Consider the following 15,333-nt stretch of genomic DNA (forward strand, 5'->3'; position numbering starts at 1 on the left):
GGCGGGGTGAGCGGGCGAGACGGGGGCGGCCACCCCTCACACCGCCGAGTACGGCAGGTGGGCGGACACGCGGTACCCGGCCCCCACGCGCGGCCCCGTCTCGAGCGTCCCGCCGAACAGGGCCGTCCGCTCGGCGGCCCCCCGCAGACCCTGGCCGCTGCCCCGGGTGGCGGGGTCGGCGGCGGCGCCGCAGCCGTCGTCGTCGATCTGCAGGTCCAGGCCGTGCGCCGTCCAGGCGAGCGTGACGAAGGCGTCCGCGTCCGGCCCGCCGTGGCGCAGCGTGTTGGTGAGCGCCTCCTGCACGATCCGGTACGCCGCCAGCTCCCCACCCGCCGGCAGCGTGCGGCGGGGTGTGCCGGTCTCCAGCAGGGACACCTCGAGCCCGGACAGGCGCATCGTCTCCACGAGGGCGGGCAGGTCCGCGAGTCGCGGCTGGGGCCGGCGGCCCGGGGGCAGGCGGGTGCCGCGGCCGTCGGGGGAGGCGACGACGTCGGCGGCGGGTCGCCGGGCGTCGTCGTCGGTCACGCCGGGCACCCCGGCCACGGTCTCGCCGGTCTCGCGGAGCACGCCGAGCAGCTGGCGCATGTCCGCGAGCGCGGAACGGCCGGTCTGGCCGATGGTCTCGAGCGCGGTGACCGCGAGCGCGGGCTTGGCGGCGGCGGCGTACCGGGCGCCGTCGGCCTGGGAGATGATCACCTGCAGGGAGTGGGCGACGATGTCGTGCATCTCCCGGGCGATGTGGCTGCGCTCGTCGGCGGCGGCGAGCTCGCGCTCCTGCCGGGACTGCACCTCGAGGCGGTGGGCGCGGTCCTCGAGGGCGCGCACGGTGAGGCGGCGGTTGCGCACGACGTCGCCGAACGCCCACGCGGTGAGCACCATGAGCCCGCAGCCGATCGCCATGATGACCATGGCCAGCGGCTCCGCGGGGGAGCGGACGGTGAGGCCGTCGGGGGTGACGAACTGCGCCGGGAACAGCCACACCTTCACCCCGTTGGCCACGCCGCCGACCAGCCCCAGGAGGAGCCCGGCCACGGAGACGCTCCGGGGCGCGTTCGCAGCGAGGTTGTAGACGGTGAGCGGCACCATCAGCAGGGACAGGCTGAACTCGGGCCCGGCGAGCAGGTGCAGGACGGCCGCGGCCGTCACGACGGCGGCCGAGGCCACCGGGCGCACCCGACGCACGGCCCACGGCAGGACCATGCCGGCCCCGGCCAGGAGGGAGACGGCCGTCTGCCGGCCCTGGGGGTCCGGGGCGACCATCGGCCCGAGCGCGATCCACGGGAGCGCCACGAGTACGGTGAACAGGGCTGCGGCGGCCATCACGTCCGTGCGCACGGGGTGCAGGCGCGTCCACTGGTCGAGGCGGCGCAGGGGGTTCACGCGGGCCAGCCTAGGCCGCAGGCGGAGGGGCCGGCGTCAGCCCGCGGGATGATCCGGGGCGGTCCTCAGGGCGTGAGGGAGGCGAGGACGTCGGCGGCCGGCGCCTCACGGACCCGGTGCGCCTCGGTGCCGGCCCACAGGTGGACGCGTTCGAGGTCGCCGACGGCCGCGGCGGCGGCGCGCAGCCCCTTCGTCAGGACGTTGACCTCGGGGTACGCGGCGGGGGCGTCCGGGTGCTCCGCCATGAACGCGGTGGCCAGCGACCGCGCCCACCGCCCCGTGTAGGCGCGGGTCAGGGCGGTGCGGGCCCGGCCGTCGTCGGCGGAGAAGCGTGTCCCGGCCGCACACGCCGCGACGGCGGCCCGGTGCGCCGCCGAGGTGCCCGCCTCCGGGGTGAGGAGGAACGCGGTGCCGGCCGCGACGGCGTCCGCGCCGGCGGTGAGCAGGGCGCGCACGTCCTCGGCGGTGCCCACGCCGCCGGCGGCCACCACGGGCATGGCGCTCGCGGCCCCCGTCCCGACGACGTCGCGCACCGCCGCCAGCACCGTCGGCATCTCGGCGCGGGTCGGCTCCGCGGCCGGGTCCGACGTGCCCCGGTGCCCGCCGGCGCGGTGGCCCTGCACCACGAGGAACGCGGCCCCGTGGTCGAGGGCGGCCCGCGCCTCGGTCGCGTCCGTCACGGTGGCTCCGGCCGGGATACCCGCGGCGGCCAGCCGGGCGAACACGTCGGCGGCCGGCAGGCCGAACGTGAAGGAGACCAGCGGCCACGCCTGCTCCTCGGCGGCGGTGAGCAGGGCGTCGAAGTCGGCCCGTTCGGCGTCCGGGTCCGGGACGACGTCCGCGGCGGTGGGCAGGCCGGCGGCGCCGTCGGCCGTCAGGCCCGCCCGGTACGCGGCGACGGCCGCCGTCCGCGCCGACCGTGCCGCCTCCGTGCGCGCCGCGTCCGGGATGGCCGTGTTCACCGCGTCCGGCACGAACAGGTTCACGCCCCAGCGGTCCGGCCCCTCCGCGCCCAGCAGCGCGCGCAGCGCGTCCACCTGCGCGCGCATCTGCGCGGCCGTCCGCATGCCGCCGGCGAGAAACCCGCCGCCGCCTGCGCCGACGACGGCGGCCACCAGCTCCGGGGTCGAGGGGCCGCCGGCCATCGGGGCCACCGCCACGGGCACGGGCGGGATCAGGCGGGCGCGGGTGACGTCGTCGGGGTGGGATGGCTGCGTCATGACCCCCAGAGTAAAGGGGAGGGGTGTCGGCCCCACCCCGCGCCTACAGTGGGGCGCAGTACACGAGGAGAGGGGGTGCGCCGTGGAGGTGCTGCTCGCGCTCTCACCCATCCTGCTCACCCTCGTGCTGCTGCTCACCCGGCTGCCCGCGTGGGTGGCCCCGGCCGCCGGGACGGCCGTGGCCGTGCTGCTGGCCCTCACGGCCTTCGGCGTGGCCCCGGGCGACCTGGGCGGCGCGATCGGCGCCGGCGTGCCCACGCTGCTCGAGATCCTGGCGATCATCGCTGGCGGTATCACCCTGTCCCGCGTCATGGAGTACTCGGGCGGGCACGCGCGCCTGGCCGCGTGGCTGTCGGCGGGCAACGGCCCCACGATCGCGACCGCGCTGCTCATGGTGCACGGCGTCATCCCGTTCCTCGAGACCGTGACCGGGTTCGGCGTCTCCCTGATCGTGGGTGTGCCGCTGCTGCTGGGTCTGGGCTACACGGCGTTCCGGTCCGCGCTGATCTCCGTCCTCGCGCTCACCATCGGCCCGTGGGGGTCCATGGCGCCGGGCACGCTCATGGGCGCCCGCCTGTTCGGCCTGGACTTCCGGGAGATCGGGGTCACCGCCGCGGTGTTCAACCTGCCGGCCTGCCTGGTGGCGGGCGTGGCCACGGTGCTGCTGCTGCGCGGGGCGCGCGGCATGCGAGTCGACGTCGGCCCGGCCCGGACACTGCCCTGGCTCGGCGTCGCCGTGCTCTCCGGGGTCGCCCAGTGGGCGCTGATCCTGGGGGCGAACCTCGTGGTCGGCACCGCGCCGGCGGGCGCCGTCGCCACGTTCGTGCTCACCGTGGCCTGGCTGCTCGTGATCCGCGGCGGCCGGCTGCTGCCCGGGCCGGGGCGGGACGTGGTGCCGTACCTGACGCTCATGGCCGGCACCGTGCTGGGCACCACCGTGAAGGGCGCGTTCGGGCTCGAGGGGGCGGCGGCCCTCGTGGGGACGCCGGCGCTGTGGGCGTTCGTGGCGGTGGGCGTGGGCGTGCAGCTGCTCCACCTCGACGCCGCCGCCCGCCGCCGCGTCCCCCGCGAGGCCGGGAAGCTGTGGGTGGGCACCGCCATCCCCAACGCGCTCTACGTGGCGTTCGGGCTCATCCTCTCCGCCGGCGGGGTCTCGCAGGCGCTCGCGGGCGCACTCAGCGGGATGGGGGAGTCCTACCTGGTGGCGATGCCGTTCCTCGGCGCGTTCGCCGGCTTCATCACGGCCTCGAACACCGGGGCCATGGCCCTGATCGGCCCCCTGCAGATGGACACAGGCGCCGCCCTGGGCGTCCCCCCGCCCTGGTCCAACGGCCTGCACAACGCGGCCGCGGGCTGGGGCATCGTCGCCGGGCCCGCTCGCATCCAGGTGGCCCACGGCATGGCCGCGGGGGCGCAGTCGCCGCAGATGCCCGGCTGGGCCGTGACGCGGCGGAACCTGTTCGTGGTGCTGCTGCCGGCCATGCTCGCCGGGATCCTCGGCATGGCCGTGATGGGCTGGTTCCTGCTGCCGCGGTGACGCGCGGGGGGTGGAGCGGGGCCCGGGTGGGGCGGCCCGGTTCCGTGGGCGGAAGCGGCAGGCCAGAGCGTTCCGTGGGCAGAAGTGCCCTCTCTTCTGCCCACGGAGGCGACGGGGTTGTGGGTTCTGCCCACGGAGGCGCCGGGGTTGTGGGTTCTGCCCACGGAGGCGACGGGGTTGTGGGTTCTGCCCACGGAGGCGCCGGGACTGCGGTGGCCGGCCGGGCGCGGGAGCCGGCCCGGTCCGCCCCGAGGCGGGGGCCGACGTCGACCTTCGGCGGACGCGCGGCGGCCTGTGCGCCGCCTACGCTGGGCGCCATGATCCGAGTAGTCGTGGCCGACGACCAGGCGTTGATGCGCACCGCCCTCGAGCACTTCGTGGCCCAGGCCGAGGACCTCGAGGTGGTCGGCTCCGCCGAGGACGGGGTCCAGGCCCTCGAGGCGGCCCGCACGCTGGCCCCCGACGTCGTGCTGATGGACATGCAGATGCCCCACATGGACGGCGTCGAGGCCACCGCGCGCATCTCCGCCGAGGCCCCGGGCGTGCGCGTCCTGGCGATCACCACCTTCTCCTCCGAGCAGTACCTCGTGCCCGCCCTGCGCGCCGGCGCCGCAGGCTACCTCGTGAAGGACGCACCGCCGGCCGAGGTCGTGGACGCCATCCGCCGCGTCCACGCCGGGGACGCCGTGTTCTCCGCCCGCGTGGCCGCGGACCTGGTGGAGGCCGTCACCGCGGCCCCCGAGCACGCCGACCCCTGCCCGGCCGAGCCCCTCGCCCCGCACGAGCGCCTCACCGAGCGCGAGCTGGACGTGGTCCGCGAGCTCGCCAAGGGCGCCTCCAACGCGGAGATCGCCGGCGCCCTGTTCCTCGCGGAGGCCACGGTGAAGTCCCACATCGTCAAGGTCCTGGACAAGTGGCAGGTCCGTGACCGCGTGCAGATCCTCATCCGCGCCGCCCGCGCGGGCCTCGTGGACATCGGATGAGCATCGCGGCGCCCGCCCCGGCTCGGACGACGACGGCGACGTCGCGCCCGCCCGCCGAGTCTCCCCTGGACTCCCGCCTGCCCGCGATCCTGCGCACGGAACCCGTCTCCCGGCACATGCGGATCGTCCTCTACGTGATCGTCGGGCTCATGGTGCTGGGGGAGATCCTCACCCTGGTGCTGGGGCCCACGGTGGCCGCCGGGCTGAGCGCTGACCCCGAACTCGCGGGCATCCTCGAGGAGGACGGCGGGCTGACGGGTGAGGGGCGGGAGCCGCTCCTGCGCTGGGTCCTGTTCCTGGCGAGCGTGCTGGTCACGCTGCTGTTCGGGTGGCAGCCCACCCTCGCGGCGGTGTTCGTGCTGCTCGGGAGCACGTTCGGTCTGGTGGGCCTCGTGGAGGCGGACCACGCGCACCTCACCCCGCAGGCGTTCAGTGGCGGGGTCGTCCTGGGCGCGGCCATAGTGACGCGGTACTCGCACCGGGTGTTCGTCTGGTTCGCCCTGGGCGCCCTCATCCTGCTCACCGTCGCGGGCGAGGTCCTCACCGACGGCACGTGGGCGGACGAGGACAGCCTCAAGGGCGTCATGGTCATCACGCTCATCGTCGCGCTGTGCGTGGCGGTGCCGGCCTTCATGATCCGCCGATCCCGGCATCGGGCCCGGGACCGCGAGGCGGCCCTGCGCCGGGCCGAGGAGGCCGCCGCCTGCGCCGCGGAGGCGGAGCGGCAGCGGATCGCGGCGGAGCTGCACGACGTCGTCGCGCACGGGCTCACCGTGATCTCGATGCAGGCCGCCATGCTGCCCACCCAGAAGGACCCGGAGAAGCGGGCCGCCGCGGAGAAGGCCATCGAGCAGGCCGCCCGGCAGTCCCTCGTGGACCTGCGCCGCATGCTCACCGCGCTGCGCGGCTCCTCCCGCAACGCGCAGACGGCGGAGGGGGACGCCGTCGTGGACCTGCCGGCCCGCCTCGACGAGTTCGAGGCCCAGCTGCACGCGGCCGGGTTCGCGGTCGAGCGCTCGCTGACCGAGCTGGACGAGCTGCCGCGCTCCCTGGAGCTGACCGTGCTGCGTGTGGTGCAGGAGTCGGTGACGAACATCCTCAAGCACGCCCCGCGCCGCGGCACGGTGCGCCTGACCTCGCAGCTCGAGGGCGCGGACCGCCTCGTGCTGTGCATCGCCAGCCCCATGGACGAGGGCGAGCCCCGCCGCGACCGCGTGGTGGTCGCGATGGCCAGCGGCTTCGGCCTGGCCGGCATGCGCGAGCGCGTGGCCGTGTTCGGCGGCACCCTCATGGCCGGCCCGCTGGGCGGCTGCTGGGTGGTCCGCGCCGAGCTGCCGCTGCGCTGAGCCGGGGCGGCAGCCGCGTCCTCCCGCGTCCTCCCGCGTCCTCCCGCGTCCGGGGGCGAAAGTGGGCGGTATCCGCGCGGGATACCGCCCACTTTCGCCCCCAAAGGGACGGGGTGGGGTGGCCGACGACGGCGGCCCTCAGCCCAGCGGGACCGTCAGCTTCTCGCCGGGGGACAGGGTGTGCTCGCGGCCGGCGATGATCATCGGCACGTCGTGCCACATGCCCTCGCCCGCGGCCACCGTCACCTCCCGCTGGGTCATCTGGATGACTACGGGCTGCTGGCGGAACCGGATGGTGAACCGGGCGCCGGGCAGCTGGGCGGGCATGCGGGGGTGCAGCCGGACGACGTCGTCGCGCGTCTCGAGGCCCGCGTAGCAGCGGATCACCGTGTCCACGGTGCCCGCCATCAGGCCCAGGTGGATGCCCTCCTTCGTGGTGCCGCCCTGCGTGTCCGAGAGGTCCGACTCGAGGGCCTCCGTGAACAGGTCCCAGGACCGGTCCGGGTCCGTGCGGGCCGACACCCACGCGTGCACCAGCCGGGAGAGCGTGGAGCCGTGCGTCGAGCGGGCCTCGTAGTACGTGACCATCCGCTCGAACGCCTCCTCGGGCAGCTCGTAGCCCATGCGGCGCAGGATCCGGTCCAGCTCCTCGGCGGAGAACAGGTATCCGAGCATGAGGGTGTCGGCCTGCTTGGAGAGCTTGTACCGGTTGGTGGCGTCGCCCTCGGCCTGCAGGATCAGGTCCATGCGGCCGATGTTCCCGTACTTGGCGCGGTAGGCCTCCCAGTCGAACTCGAGCAGGTCCTGGTAGCCCTCGAACTGGGCGAGGATGCCGGCCTCCTCGCCCTCCTCGAAGAACGGCACGGTCAGACGGGTGCTGACCTCCTCCCAGCGCTCGATCTCCTCCTCGGAGATCTCCATGAGCTCGGGCAGGCCGTCGTCGATCGTGTCCAGCCAGCGGACCAGGCGGGCGGTCTCCGCGAGCACCCACGAGGTCAGCACGTTCGTGTACGCGTTGTTGCGCAGGCCGGAGCCGGGGGTCTCGGGATAGCCGTCGTGGAACTCGTCCGGGCCCATGACGCCGTGGAGCTCGTAGCGGTCCGTGACGGCGTTGTGCAGGGTCATGGACATGAAGAACCGGGAGATCTCCACGAGCATCTCCGCGCCGTAGTCCGAGATGAAGGACGTGTCCTTCGTGATCTCGATGTACCGCAGCACCGAGTAGGCGATGTCCAGGGAGACGTGGCGCTGGTTGTGGGAGTTGTCCGGCATCCACATGCGCGAGCGCGGGTTCCACAGCTCGGTGGGCGTCTCCTCGGAGCCGTCCGCCCCGGACTGCCACGGGTACATGGCGCCGGCCCAGCCCTCGGCCTGGGCGTTGGCGCGGGCCTCGTTGAGACGCCGGTAGCGGTACATCAGCAGGCCCCGGGTGATCTCGGGGCGGCGCAGCGTGAGCATCGGGTAGACGTAGATCTCGTCCCAGAAGATGTGGCCGCGGTAGCCCTCGCCGTGCAGGCCGCGCGCCCCCACGGAGGCGTCCAGGTCCCGGCGGCGGCCGTAGGCCGTCTGGAGCACGTGGAACGTGTGCAGGTTCAGGGCGAGCTGCTGGCGCAGCGACGCGCCGTCCTTGCCCATCGGGACCGCGGAACCCACCGGGGCCGAGTGGCCGGCGTCGACGACGGGCGGCGCGTATTCGCCGCCGGCCTCCGCCGCCGTGGAGCGGCGCTGATGCCGGTACGGCTCAGCCAGGTCGATGCGCACGGAGAACCGGTCCCAGTTGGTGCCCCAGCGCTGCTCGTGCAGGGTCAGCAGGTTGCGGAAGTTCTGGGCGCGCTGGACGTCCTTCACCGCCGACTCCCACACGGAGGCGTTGGCGTGGTCGTGGCTCGTGGCGACGGCGGCGATCTTCTCCAGCACGAGCGGCACGCCCTCGTCCACGTGGAGGAGGATGTCCTGGCCGACCACCAGGTCCGAGCCGTCCACGGGGCGGCGGATGGGCTCGTGGTGGCCCACCGGCGCCACCTGGCGGGTGCGGGTGGCCATGGCCACGTGGATGCCGGACTGGTTGGTGGCGGTCTCGAGCAGGACGGTCTCGCCGTCGATCTCCCGGGCCTGGACCGGCTCGAGGTGCTGGTTGGCGAGGGTGCGGTCGTCGGAGACGTTGAGGTTGGCCACGCGGCCCTCGATCTTCGAGCGCACCGTGAGGTCCCCGGACCAGTTCTCCGCCACGACGGTCAGCTCGATCGCGGCGAGGTGCCGGTTGGCCAGCGAGGTGAACTGTCGGGTGTGGACCGTGGTGCGCCGGCCCTGCTCGTCCTCGAAGGTCATGGTGCGGGAGAGCACGCCGCGGCGCAGGTCCATCTCCTGGCCGTACTCTACGAGGTTCTCCTCGCCCGGCAGCAGCGGGCGGCCGTGGCGCGGGGTCACCACGAGCGGGGTCCAGTCCTGGATGTTGACCATGTGCTCGGTCTCCACGACCCGGCCCTGGACCATCGAGGTCAGCCGGTTGAACACCCCGGCCATGTAGGTGCCGGGGTAGTGGACGGAGGAGATGCGCGTGCCGGGCACGGCGCCGCGGGTGCCCCAGTACCCGTTGGCCAGGGTGCACAGCACCTCGCGTGTGCCCTCGGAGGCCGGGTCGAAGCGGTCCCAGCGCAGCACCCACGCGGGGTCGAACGGGGTGGTGGTGCGGTCCTCCAGATGCAGGGTCCCGTAGTCCTGGACCACCAGGTGGGCGCCGGCCTCCTTGAGCCGGCCCTTGCCGAGATCGGGCTCGCGGTCCACGCCGATCACGAGGCCGAAGCGGCCGTCCGCGGCGGCCTTCACACCGGAGACGGCGTCCTCGAGGACCATCGCGTCCGCGACGTCGACGCCCAGCTCGCGGGCGGCCTCCCAGAACATCGCCGGGTCCGGCTTGCCCGGCAGCCCGCGCTCGAGGGCGGTGTTCCCGTCCACGATCACGGGGAAGAAGTCCAGCACGCCGCCGGCCGTGAGCACGGCGCGGGAGTTCTTGGAGCTGGTGACCAGTGCGACCGGCACGCCCTTGGCCCGCAGCCGCTCGAGGAGGTCCTGGGCCTCCGGGAACACGCGGACGCCGTCGCGCTCGAGCACCTGCTCGAAGTAGCCCTGCTTGCGCTCGGCGAGGGCGAGGACCGTCAGCTCCGGGGCCGTGTCCGCTTCGGGGGAGTCGGCCTCGGGCACCTGCAGGCCGCGGGAGGCGAAGAACGTGCGGACCCCGTCCTCGCGGGGACGCCCGTCCACGTGGTGCAGGTAGTCGGCGGCGGCGTCGAAGGGGCGCAGCACGTCCGGGTCCGCGGCGACGACGGCGGCGTTGGCGGGCAGCGCGCCCACGGCGGGCAGCGCCCCGTCGAAGAGCTCCTTCCACGCCTGCGCGTGCACGCCGGCGGTGTCCGTGATGACCCCGTCCATGTCGAAGATGACGGCGCGGTAGCGGCGGAGCCGGTGACGGCGGGCGTTCAGGTCCTGCGGAGCGGCGGGGGTGAGCGTCTGCGACATGGGAACCAGCCTACGGGCGGGGAAGTGGGGCCGCACGGGGAGTGCCGCGGCGATGTTCACCGCAGCGAGCGCGCCGTCGTTCCGGCCGACCGCACCGCAGCGACATCACAGCGGTTCTCAGCTGCGGTGATGTCGCTGCGGCGCGGTGGGTTCCGGGAATAGGGTCGTGCCGACGGGGCGGACGTGTGCCCCCGCGCGCCGGAAGCGTGGCCCGGGAACGAGCAGGACACACTCGGCGGAGATGGCCGGGGGGCGAAGGGCTCATGAACTGGATGATGAGCAAGTGATGGATGCGAAGCCGACGCGGTTGCGGAAGAAGGCGACGCGGGAGGAGATCCTGGCGAGTCTGCCGGTGCAGGCGCGGGTGCGTCCGGCGCGGTGGTTGCTCCTGTGGCTGATCGTCGTGGTGTGCATCGCGGTGTTCGTGTGGGTGATCTTCCGGCCGTCGGAGGATGTCTCGGCCGGGTTCGGGGTGTGGCGTGTGGCGTCGTTCATCGGGTTGGCGCTGGCGTTGGCGGTGCTTCCCGCCGCGACGATGGGTCTGTTCCGGCCTCGGCATGTCACGTTCGATGAGCGACGGGTGTGGACGCGGGACTGGTCCGTGGACTGGGCGGACGTGAAGGAAGTCCGTGCTGTGGCGCCAGAGTCGGAGCACACGATGAAGGTGGCGCTCAAGGTGGACGAGCGGCTGTGGAACGAGGGTGGTCTGCGCAAGGCCAACCGGTGGGACTCGGGACGGCCGTTGCAGGGTGGCGGGTTGACCCGTGCGCAACCGCTCGTGCTCACGCAACCCGCGCTCGCGCCGTCGGCTCTGACGCTGCTGCAGGTCTTCGTCGAGTTGAAGAAGCGGAACCGTCGGGCGGGGAGCCCGCGGTGACGCGCCCCGGCCCCCGTCACCGCCGGGTCAGCAGCGTGAGCACCTCCGCGTGCCGGGTCTGCGGGAACATGTCGAACACCTGCACCCGCGCCACCCGGTAGGAGGGCATCCTTACGAGGTCCTGCGCGAGCGTCGCCGGGTTGCAGCTGGAGTACAGGACGGTGGGCACGCCCGAGTCCTCCAGCGCGTCGGCTAGTTCGGCGCCGATGCCCCGCCGCGGCGGATTCACGACGACGGCGTCCGGGCGGGCCCGCCGTTTCTCGAACGAAAGCGCCTCCGGAGCCCGCCGTTTCTCGAACGAAAGCGCGGAGGTGGCGTCGCCGGCGGAGAAGCGCGCCCGGTCGGCCAGGCCGAGCTCCGCGGCCGTCTCCCGGGCCGCGGCCACCGCCTCGGCGGAGGACTCCATGCCCCACACGTCTCGCACGCCGGCCCGGGCCAGGTGGAACGCGAACCCGCCCACCCCGCAGTACAGGTCCCACGCCGCCGCCGGCAGGCCGGCCTCGGCGACCCACGCCGCCGCCGTCGCGTACAGCCCCTCGGTCACCGCGGTGTTCGTCTGGAAGAACCCCTGCGGGCGCAGCCGCAGGCCCACCCCGTTGAGCCGCATGGTCAGCGTCGGCCCGCCGGCGAGCACGATCTCCTCGTCGCCCTCGGGCAGGGCCACGTGCTCCGGCAGCAGGTTCGCGCTCACCACGGCGGCGGGTGTCCCGCGCGCCGCGAGGTCATCCAGCAGCCCCGGCACCGCCGCGCGCAGCGCGTCCAGCCGGTCGGCGGAGCGCAGCACGAACCGGACCATCGCCTCCCGGTCGGGGGAGAGCGTCACGATCACGTTCTTCAGCTCGCCCGTGCGGGCGGCGACGTCGTAGGGCTCCAGCCCGGCCGCCGTCACCGCCGCCGCGCACGCCTCGAACACGCCCTCCATGCCGGCCTCGTACAGGCCGCAGTCGCGCAGGTCCACGCCGGCGCCGTCGTGATGGCGGGGGTGCTGCCGCGGGTCCAGGATGCCCAGCCGCGGCGCCGCCGCCGACCCCGTGACCACGAGCTTCGCCTTGTTCCGGAACCCGGCCTCCGCGGAGGCGAACGGCTCGGCCACGACCGTGTCCGCATCGAGCGCGTCCGCCAGCGCGGCCAGGACCGCGGCCTGCTTGTCCGCGAGCTGCCGGGCGTACGGCACGCCCATCAGCGGGCAGGAACGGCACTCGCCGACATCGAAGTGGGGGCACTGCACGGGCGTCGCCTCAGCCCTCGAGGCTGACCCGCAGGCCGGGCCGGTCCAGGCGGATCGCGAGCTGCTCGAGGGCCAGCTCGGCGGCCGCGGCCAGGTCCGCGTCCACGTCCATCACCATGCCGGTGAGCACGGGCAGGGCGGACTCGAGGTCCTCGGGGCGGGCGAGGGCACCCAGTGCGGACGCGGCCGACGCGCGGACCTCCGGGTCCGGGTCGGCACAGCCGGCCCGCACCGCGTCCACGAGGGTGCGGTCGACGGCGGCATCGCGGCGCAGCGAGCCGGCGCGGGAGGCGAGCACGAGGTGGGCCGCCGAGCGGACGTCCGCCTCGGGGGCGGTGAGCGCCCCGGTCAGGGCGGGCAGCGCGCTGCGGTGCCACGCGTGCATCAGGGCCAGGGCGCCGGTCGCGGCGGGGCTGAGGTCGCCGTCGTCGCCGGTGAGGGCGCGGGCGGCGCCCGAGGTGACGTCATCGGGAGTGGCCGCGCCGGTCATCAGGCGCACCGCCAGCCCGGCGACGGCGGCCTCCCCGCGCTCGGCGACGGCGGCCTCGGTGCGGCGGCGCAGGCGGTCGTGCGGAGTCTGGGGCTCCGCGGGCAGGGGGAGACGGTCGAAGGCGGTCATGGGTCCATTGTCCCCCGTGCGCGGACCCGCCTGGGGCGCGGCCGGGAGGTTCCCCGCAGACTCCTGGACGGGGCGTGACCGGCCGCACAGGGCCCGGACTCGGGTGATACGTTCGACGGCATGAGACCCCCCGGAGCCCTCGCCCTCGAATTCCGGGCGGACAGCTTCGATCATCCCACCGGCCTGGTGGACGCCGGCACCGTCATCTCCTGGATCGAGAAGGCCGGCTACGCCGTCGCGGCGAGTTGGGCCGGGACGTTCGTGCGTGCCCGCTACATGGGGCACACTCAGTTCCGGCACCCCGTGCCGGTGGACCGCCGTGCCGTGGTGCAGGCGCGCGTGGTCCACACGGACGGCGCCGAGGTGCACGTCCAGACCCGCCTGCTGCTGCCGGAGATCCGCGACGACGACGGCGACCCCGTGGTCGCCACCTCGTCCCTCGTGGTCTACGCCGCGGAGGAGGGCGGGGTGCCCGTGACCGTGCCGGTCTGGGAGCCCTCGACCCCCGGCCAGATCGAGCGCGACGAACAGGCCCGCCGCTCCACCGTGGCCCGCCGCGCCGTCGAGCGCGGCATGGCCCGACTGCCGTTCCCCGCGCCCGGGGAGGCCCCCGAGGAGATGAGCACCCTCGCGTTCCTGGCCCCCAACGCGGAGGCCACCGTGGGCGGCACCATCAACGCGGGCGCGATCCTGCGCTGGGTGGACGAGGCGGCCGCCGTCTGCGCCGCCCGCTGGACCGGACATGAATCCGTGGTCGCGGTGTTCGGCGGCGGTGTGCGCTTCGTGCGGAACATCCACGTGGGCGACCTCGTGCGCGTGGAGGCCCTCCTGGTGAACACCACGGAGCGGTCCATGCATGTGGCGCTGCGCGTCTACGCGAGCCGACGCACCGGGGCGGAGTCCCGCCTGGTGGCGCACTCGATCGCCGTCATGGTGGACGTCTCCGCGGAGGACCAGGCCCAGCGGGTGCGGCAGTACATCCCCGAGAGCGAGAGCGCCCGGAGGCTGCAGGAGACGGCGATCGAACTCGTGCGCATGCGCTCCGAGGTGAGCGCGGCCTGGACCGAGATGCGCCGCTCGACCGATCCGCGCTGACGGGGCCCTGAGTAGACTGAGCGAATGCGTCGACCGTCCCTGCCGTCCCTGTCCCGCCTGCCGGTCCGTCGTCTCCTCCGGGGAGCGGCCGTGGCCGCGGGCGTCGGTCTCGTGGGACTGCCGCTGACGGTCGCCGCCGGGCTCACCGGCGTGGACATGGTCAAGCGCGGCGGCCGAGTGCGCCGACCCGCGCCGAACCCCGGCGTGTTCGACGCCCACGTGGAGGGCTCCGAGCTGCGCATCTTCACCTCGGGTGAGGACCTCTACAAGGAGATGATCGCCGCGATCGACGGAGCGCAGCGGATCATCAAGTTCGAGACCTTCATCTGGAAGGGCGACCCCACGGGCCAGCGGTTCATGGACGCCTTCAACCGGGCGGCCGCGCGCGGCGTGGAGGTCTACGTCTCCTACGACGGGTTCGGGAACCTCGTGGTCCCGCCCCGCTTCTACCGTCAGCTGGACCCGCGCATCCACGTGTTCCGGCTGCCGGCCTTCGCCCGCCCGATCTGGCGAGGCGTGGTCCGGCACAGCGGGTTCAACCACTCGAAGATCATGGTGGTGGACGACGAGGTCGGCTTCGCCGGCGGCTTCAACATCGGCGACGACTACGCCCGCCTGTGGCGGGACACCCACGTGCGTGAGCGCGGCCCGGCGGTGTGGGCGCTGGGCCAGTCGATCTCCATCAAGTGGAACGCCCACCACCGCGCGGGCGAGCAGATGTCCTGGCGCCCCCCGGACACGTGGGACCCGCGCGTCACCGTGGCCGCGAACCAGCCGCCGCTCCTGGTCTACCCGATCCGGCTGAGCTACCTCGACGCCATCCAGCGGGCGCAGCACCGCATCCTCATCAACACGCCGTACTTCATCCCGGACCAGCAGGTCCTCGAGGCGCTGCTGCACGCGGCCCGGCGCGGGGTGGACGTGCAGGTGATGGTGCCGGAGGACTCCAACCACATCGTGGCGGACTGGGCCTCGCGCGGCTTCTTCGGGAAGATGCTCGAGGCCGGCATCACGATCCTGCTGTACAGGGCCAGCATGATCCACGCGAAGACCGCCACCGTGGACGGCATCTGGTCCACCGTGGGCTCGGCCAACGTCGACCGCCTCTCCCTGGGCTTCAACTACGAGTCCAACGTGGTGGTCGTGGACCGCGACTTCGCCGCCCGGATGGAGGAGATCTTCGCTCTCGACGCCCAGCGGGCCGTCCGGATCGACACCCCGCGCTGGGAGGACCGTCACGGCCTCGCCCGCGTGGTCGAGGCCCTGCTGGTACCACTGCGTCCCCTGCTCTGAGGACCCCGGGCGCTGAGCCAGACGTTTCTGCAGTTCTGACGCCCGATCCGCAGCAGAAACGTCTGGCTCACGCCCCCGTCTGGCGTCGCTCAGTCCTCGTGCGGGTCCGCCAGCGGGTGGTTCGGCAGCCGGCTGTCCGGGGTGCGCCCGCGGCGTCCGACGACGACGGCTGCTGCCCGACCTCCTCGCCCGCGGCTGGGGCACAATGAACCCGGCCCCCTTCGGCCCATCTCCCTGCG

The 15,333-nt window shown here is 74.1% G+C and carries 11 protein-coding genes; 6 read left to right on the forward strand and 5 right to left on the reverse strand.

Annotated elements, in window-relative coordinates; all coding sequences use genetic code 11:
* Nucleotides 1-36: 36 nt before the first annotated feature.
* Entirely contained in the window at nucleotides 37-1,380 is a 1,344-nt protein-coding gene (locus tag ACUW6W_RS08295) for a sensor histidine kinase (RefSeq protein WP_069941556.1), read from the reverse strand.
* A 65-nt stretch (nucleotides 1,381-1,445) separates the two neighbouring features.
* Nucleotides 1,446-2,600: a nitronate monooxygenase gene (locus ACUW6W_RS08300; RefSeq protein ID WP_069941557.1), complete on the reverse strand. Its 1,155-nt coding sequence runs from the start codon at nucleotides 2,598-2,600 to the stop codon at nucleotides 1,446-1,448.
* Nucleotides 2,601-2,682: 82 nt separating this feature from the next.
* Here ACUW6W_RS08300 and ACUW6W_RS08305 point away from each other — a divergent pair, with 82 nt between their 5' ends.
* The 3 genes from ACUW6W_RS08305 (at nucleotide 2,683) to ACUW6W_RS08315 (ending at nucleotide 6,466) form a co-directional block, all read left to right on the forward strand.
* Entirely contained in the window at nucleotides 2,683-4,137 is a 1,455-nt protein-coding gene (locus ACUW6W_RS08305; protein ID WP_036339358.1) for an L-lactate permease, read from the forward strand.
* 317 nt (nucleotides 4,138-4,454) lie between these two features.
* A complete protein-coding gene (locus ACUW6W_RS08310; RefSeq protein WP_454180112.1) occupies nucleotides 4,455-5,120 on the forward strand; it encodes a response regulator in 666 nt (221 codons plus the stop codon).
* On the forward strand, nucleotides 5,117-6,466 hold the full coding sequence (locus ACUW6W_RS08315) for a sensor histidine kinase (protein WP_454180113.1): 1,350 nt from the start codon (nucleotides 5,117-5,119) through the stop codon (nucleotides 6,464-6,466). The genes ACUW6W_RS08310 and ACUW6W_RS08315 overlap by 4 nt, the downstream gene beginning before the upstream one ends.
* Nucleotides 6,467-6,604: 138 nt before the next feature.
* On the opposite strand, the gene ACUW6W_RS08320 is transcribed toward ACUW6W_RS08315, so the two are convergent.
* Nucleotides 6,605-9,982: a beta-phosphoglucomutase family hydrolase gene (locus tag ACUW6W_RS08320; protein ID WP_454180114.1), complete on the reverse strand. Its 3,378-nt coding sequence runs from the start codon at nucleotides 9,980-9,982 to the stop codon at nucleotides 6,605-6,607.
* Between the two features lie 286 nt (nucleotides 9,983-10,268).
* Between ACUW6W_RS08320 and ACUW6W_RS08325 the strand changes: the two genes are divergently transcribed.
* Nucleotides 10,269-10,859 carry a hypothetical protein gene (locus ACUW6W_RS08325; RefSeq protein ID WP_163721669.1) on the forward strand — a complete coding sequence of 197 codons (591 nt, stop codon included), beginning with the start codon at nucleotides 10,269-10,271 and terminating at the stop codon, nucleotides 10,857-10,859.
* 16 nt (nucleotides 10,860-10,875) lie between these two features.
* On the opposite strand, the gene rlmC is transcribed toward ACUW6W_RS08325, so the two are convergent.
* The gene (rlmC, locus tag ACUW6W_RS08330; protein WP_454180115.1) at nucleotides 10,876-12,087 is read right to left on the reverse strand and encodes a 23S rRNA (uracil(747)-C(5))-methyltransferase RlmC; all 1,212 of its coding nucleotides are present in this window, start codon (nucleotides 12,085-12,087) and stop codon (nucleotides 10,876-10,878) included.
* A gap of 10 nt (nucleotides 12,088-12,097) precedes the next feature.
* On the reverse strand, nucleotides 12,098-12,706 hold the full coding sequence (locus ACUW6W_RS08335) for a HEAT repeat domain-containing protein (RefSeq protein ID WP_020628173.1): 609 nt from the start codon (nucleotides 12,704-12,706) through the stop codon (nucleotides 12,098-12,100).
* Nucleotides 12,707-12,826: 120 nt separating this feature from the next.
* Here ACUW6W_RS08335 and ACUW6W_RS08340 point away from each other — a divergent pair, with 120 nt between their 5' ends.
* Together ACUW6W_RS08340 and ACUW6W_RS08345 are read left to right on the forward strand one after the other, a co-directional pair.
* Nucleotides 12,827-13,801, forward strand: a complete 975-nt coding sequence (locus tag ACUW6W_RS08340; protein ID WP_036316197.1) for an acyl-CoA thioesterase — start codon at nucleotides 12,827-12,829, stop codon at nucleotides 13,799-13,801.
* A 24-nt stretch (nucleotides 13,802-13,825) separates the two neighbouring features.
* A complete protein-coding gene (locus ACUW6W_RS08345; protein ID WP_036316196.1) occupies nucleotides 13,826-15,094 on the forward strand; it encodes a phospholipase D-like domain-containing protein in 1,269 nt (422 codons plus the stop codon).
* Nucleotides 15,095-15,333 lie beyond the last annotated feature (239 nt).

This window comes from Micrococcus sp. 093350064-1, from assembly GCF_053627955.1.

Bases quoted from the DNA above. Each gene is read 5' to 3' on its own strand.
- ACUW6W_RS08300 (WP_069941557.1), bottom strand. From the start codon at position 2,600: ATGACGCAGCCATCCCACCCCGACGACGTCACCCGCGCCCGCCTGATC.
- ACUW6W_RS08310 (WP_454180112.1), top strand. From the start codon at position 4,455: ATGATCCGAGTAGTCGTGGCCGACGACCAGGCGTTGATGCGCACCGCC.
- ACUW6W_RS08315 (WP_454180113.1), top strand. From the start codon at position 5,117: ATGAGCATCGCGGCGCCCGCCCCGGCTCGGACGACGACGGCGACGTCG.
- ACUW6W_RS08320 (WP_454180114.1), bottom strand. From the start codon at position 9,982: ATGTCGCAGACGCTCACCCCCGCCGCTCCGCAGGACCTGAACGCCCGC.
- ACUW6W_RS08325 (WP_163721669.1), top strand. From the start codon at position 10,269: ATGGATGCGAAGCCGACGCGGTTGCGGAAGAAGGCGACGCGGGAGGAG.
- ACUW6W_RS08335 (WP_020628173.1), bottom strand. From the start codon at position 12,706: ATGACCGCCTTCGACCGTCTCCCCCTGCCCGCGGAGCCCCAGACTCCG.
- ACUW6W_RS08340 (WP_036316197.1), top strand. From the start codon at position 12,827: ATGAGACCCCCCGGAGCCCTCGCCCTCGAATTCCGGGCGGACAGCTTC.
- ACUW6W_RS08345 (WP_036316196.1), top strand. From the start codon at position 13,826: ATGCGTCGACCGTCCCTGCCGTCCCTGTCCCGCCTGCCGGTCCGTCGT.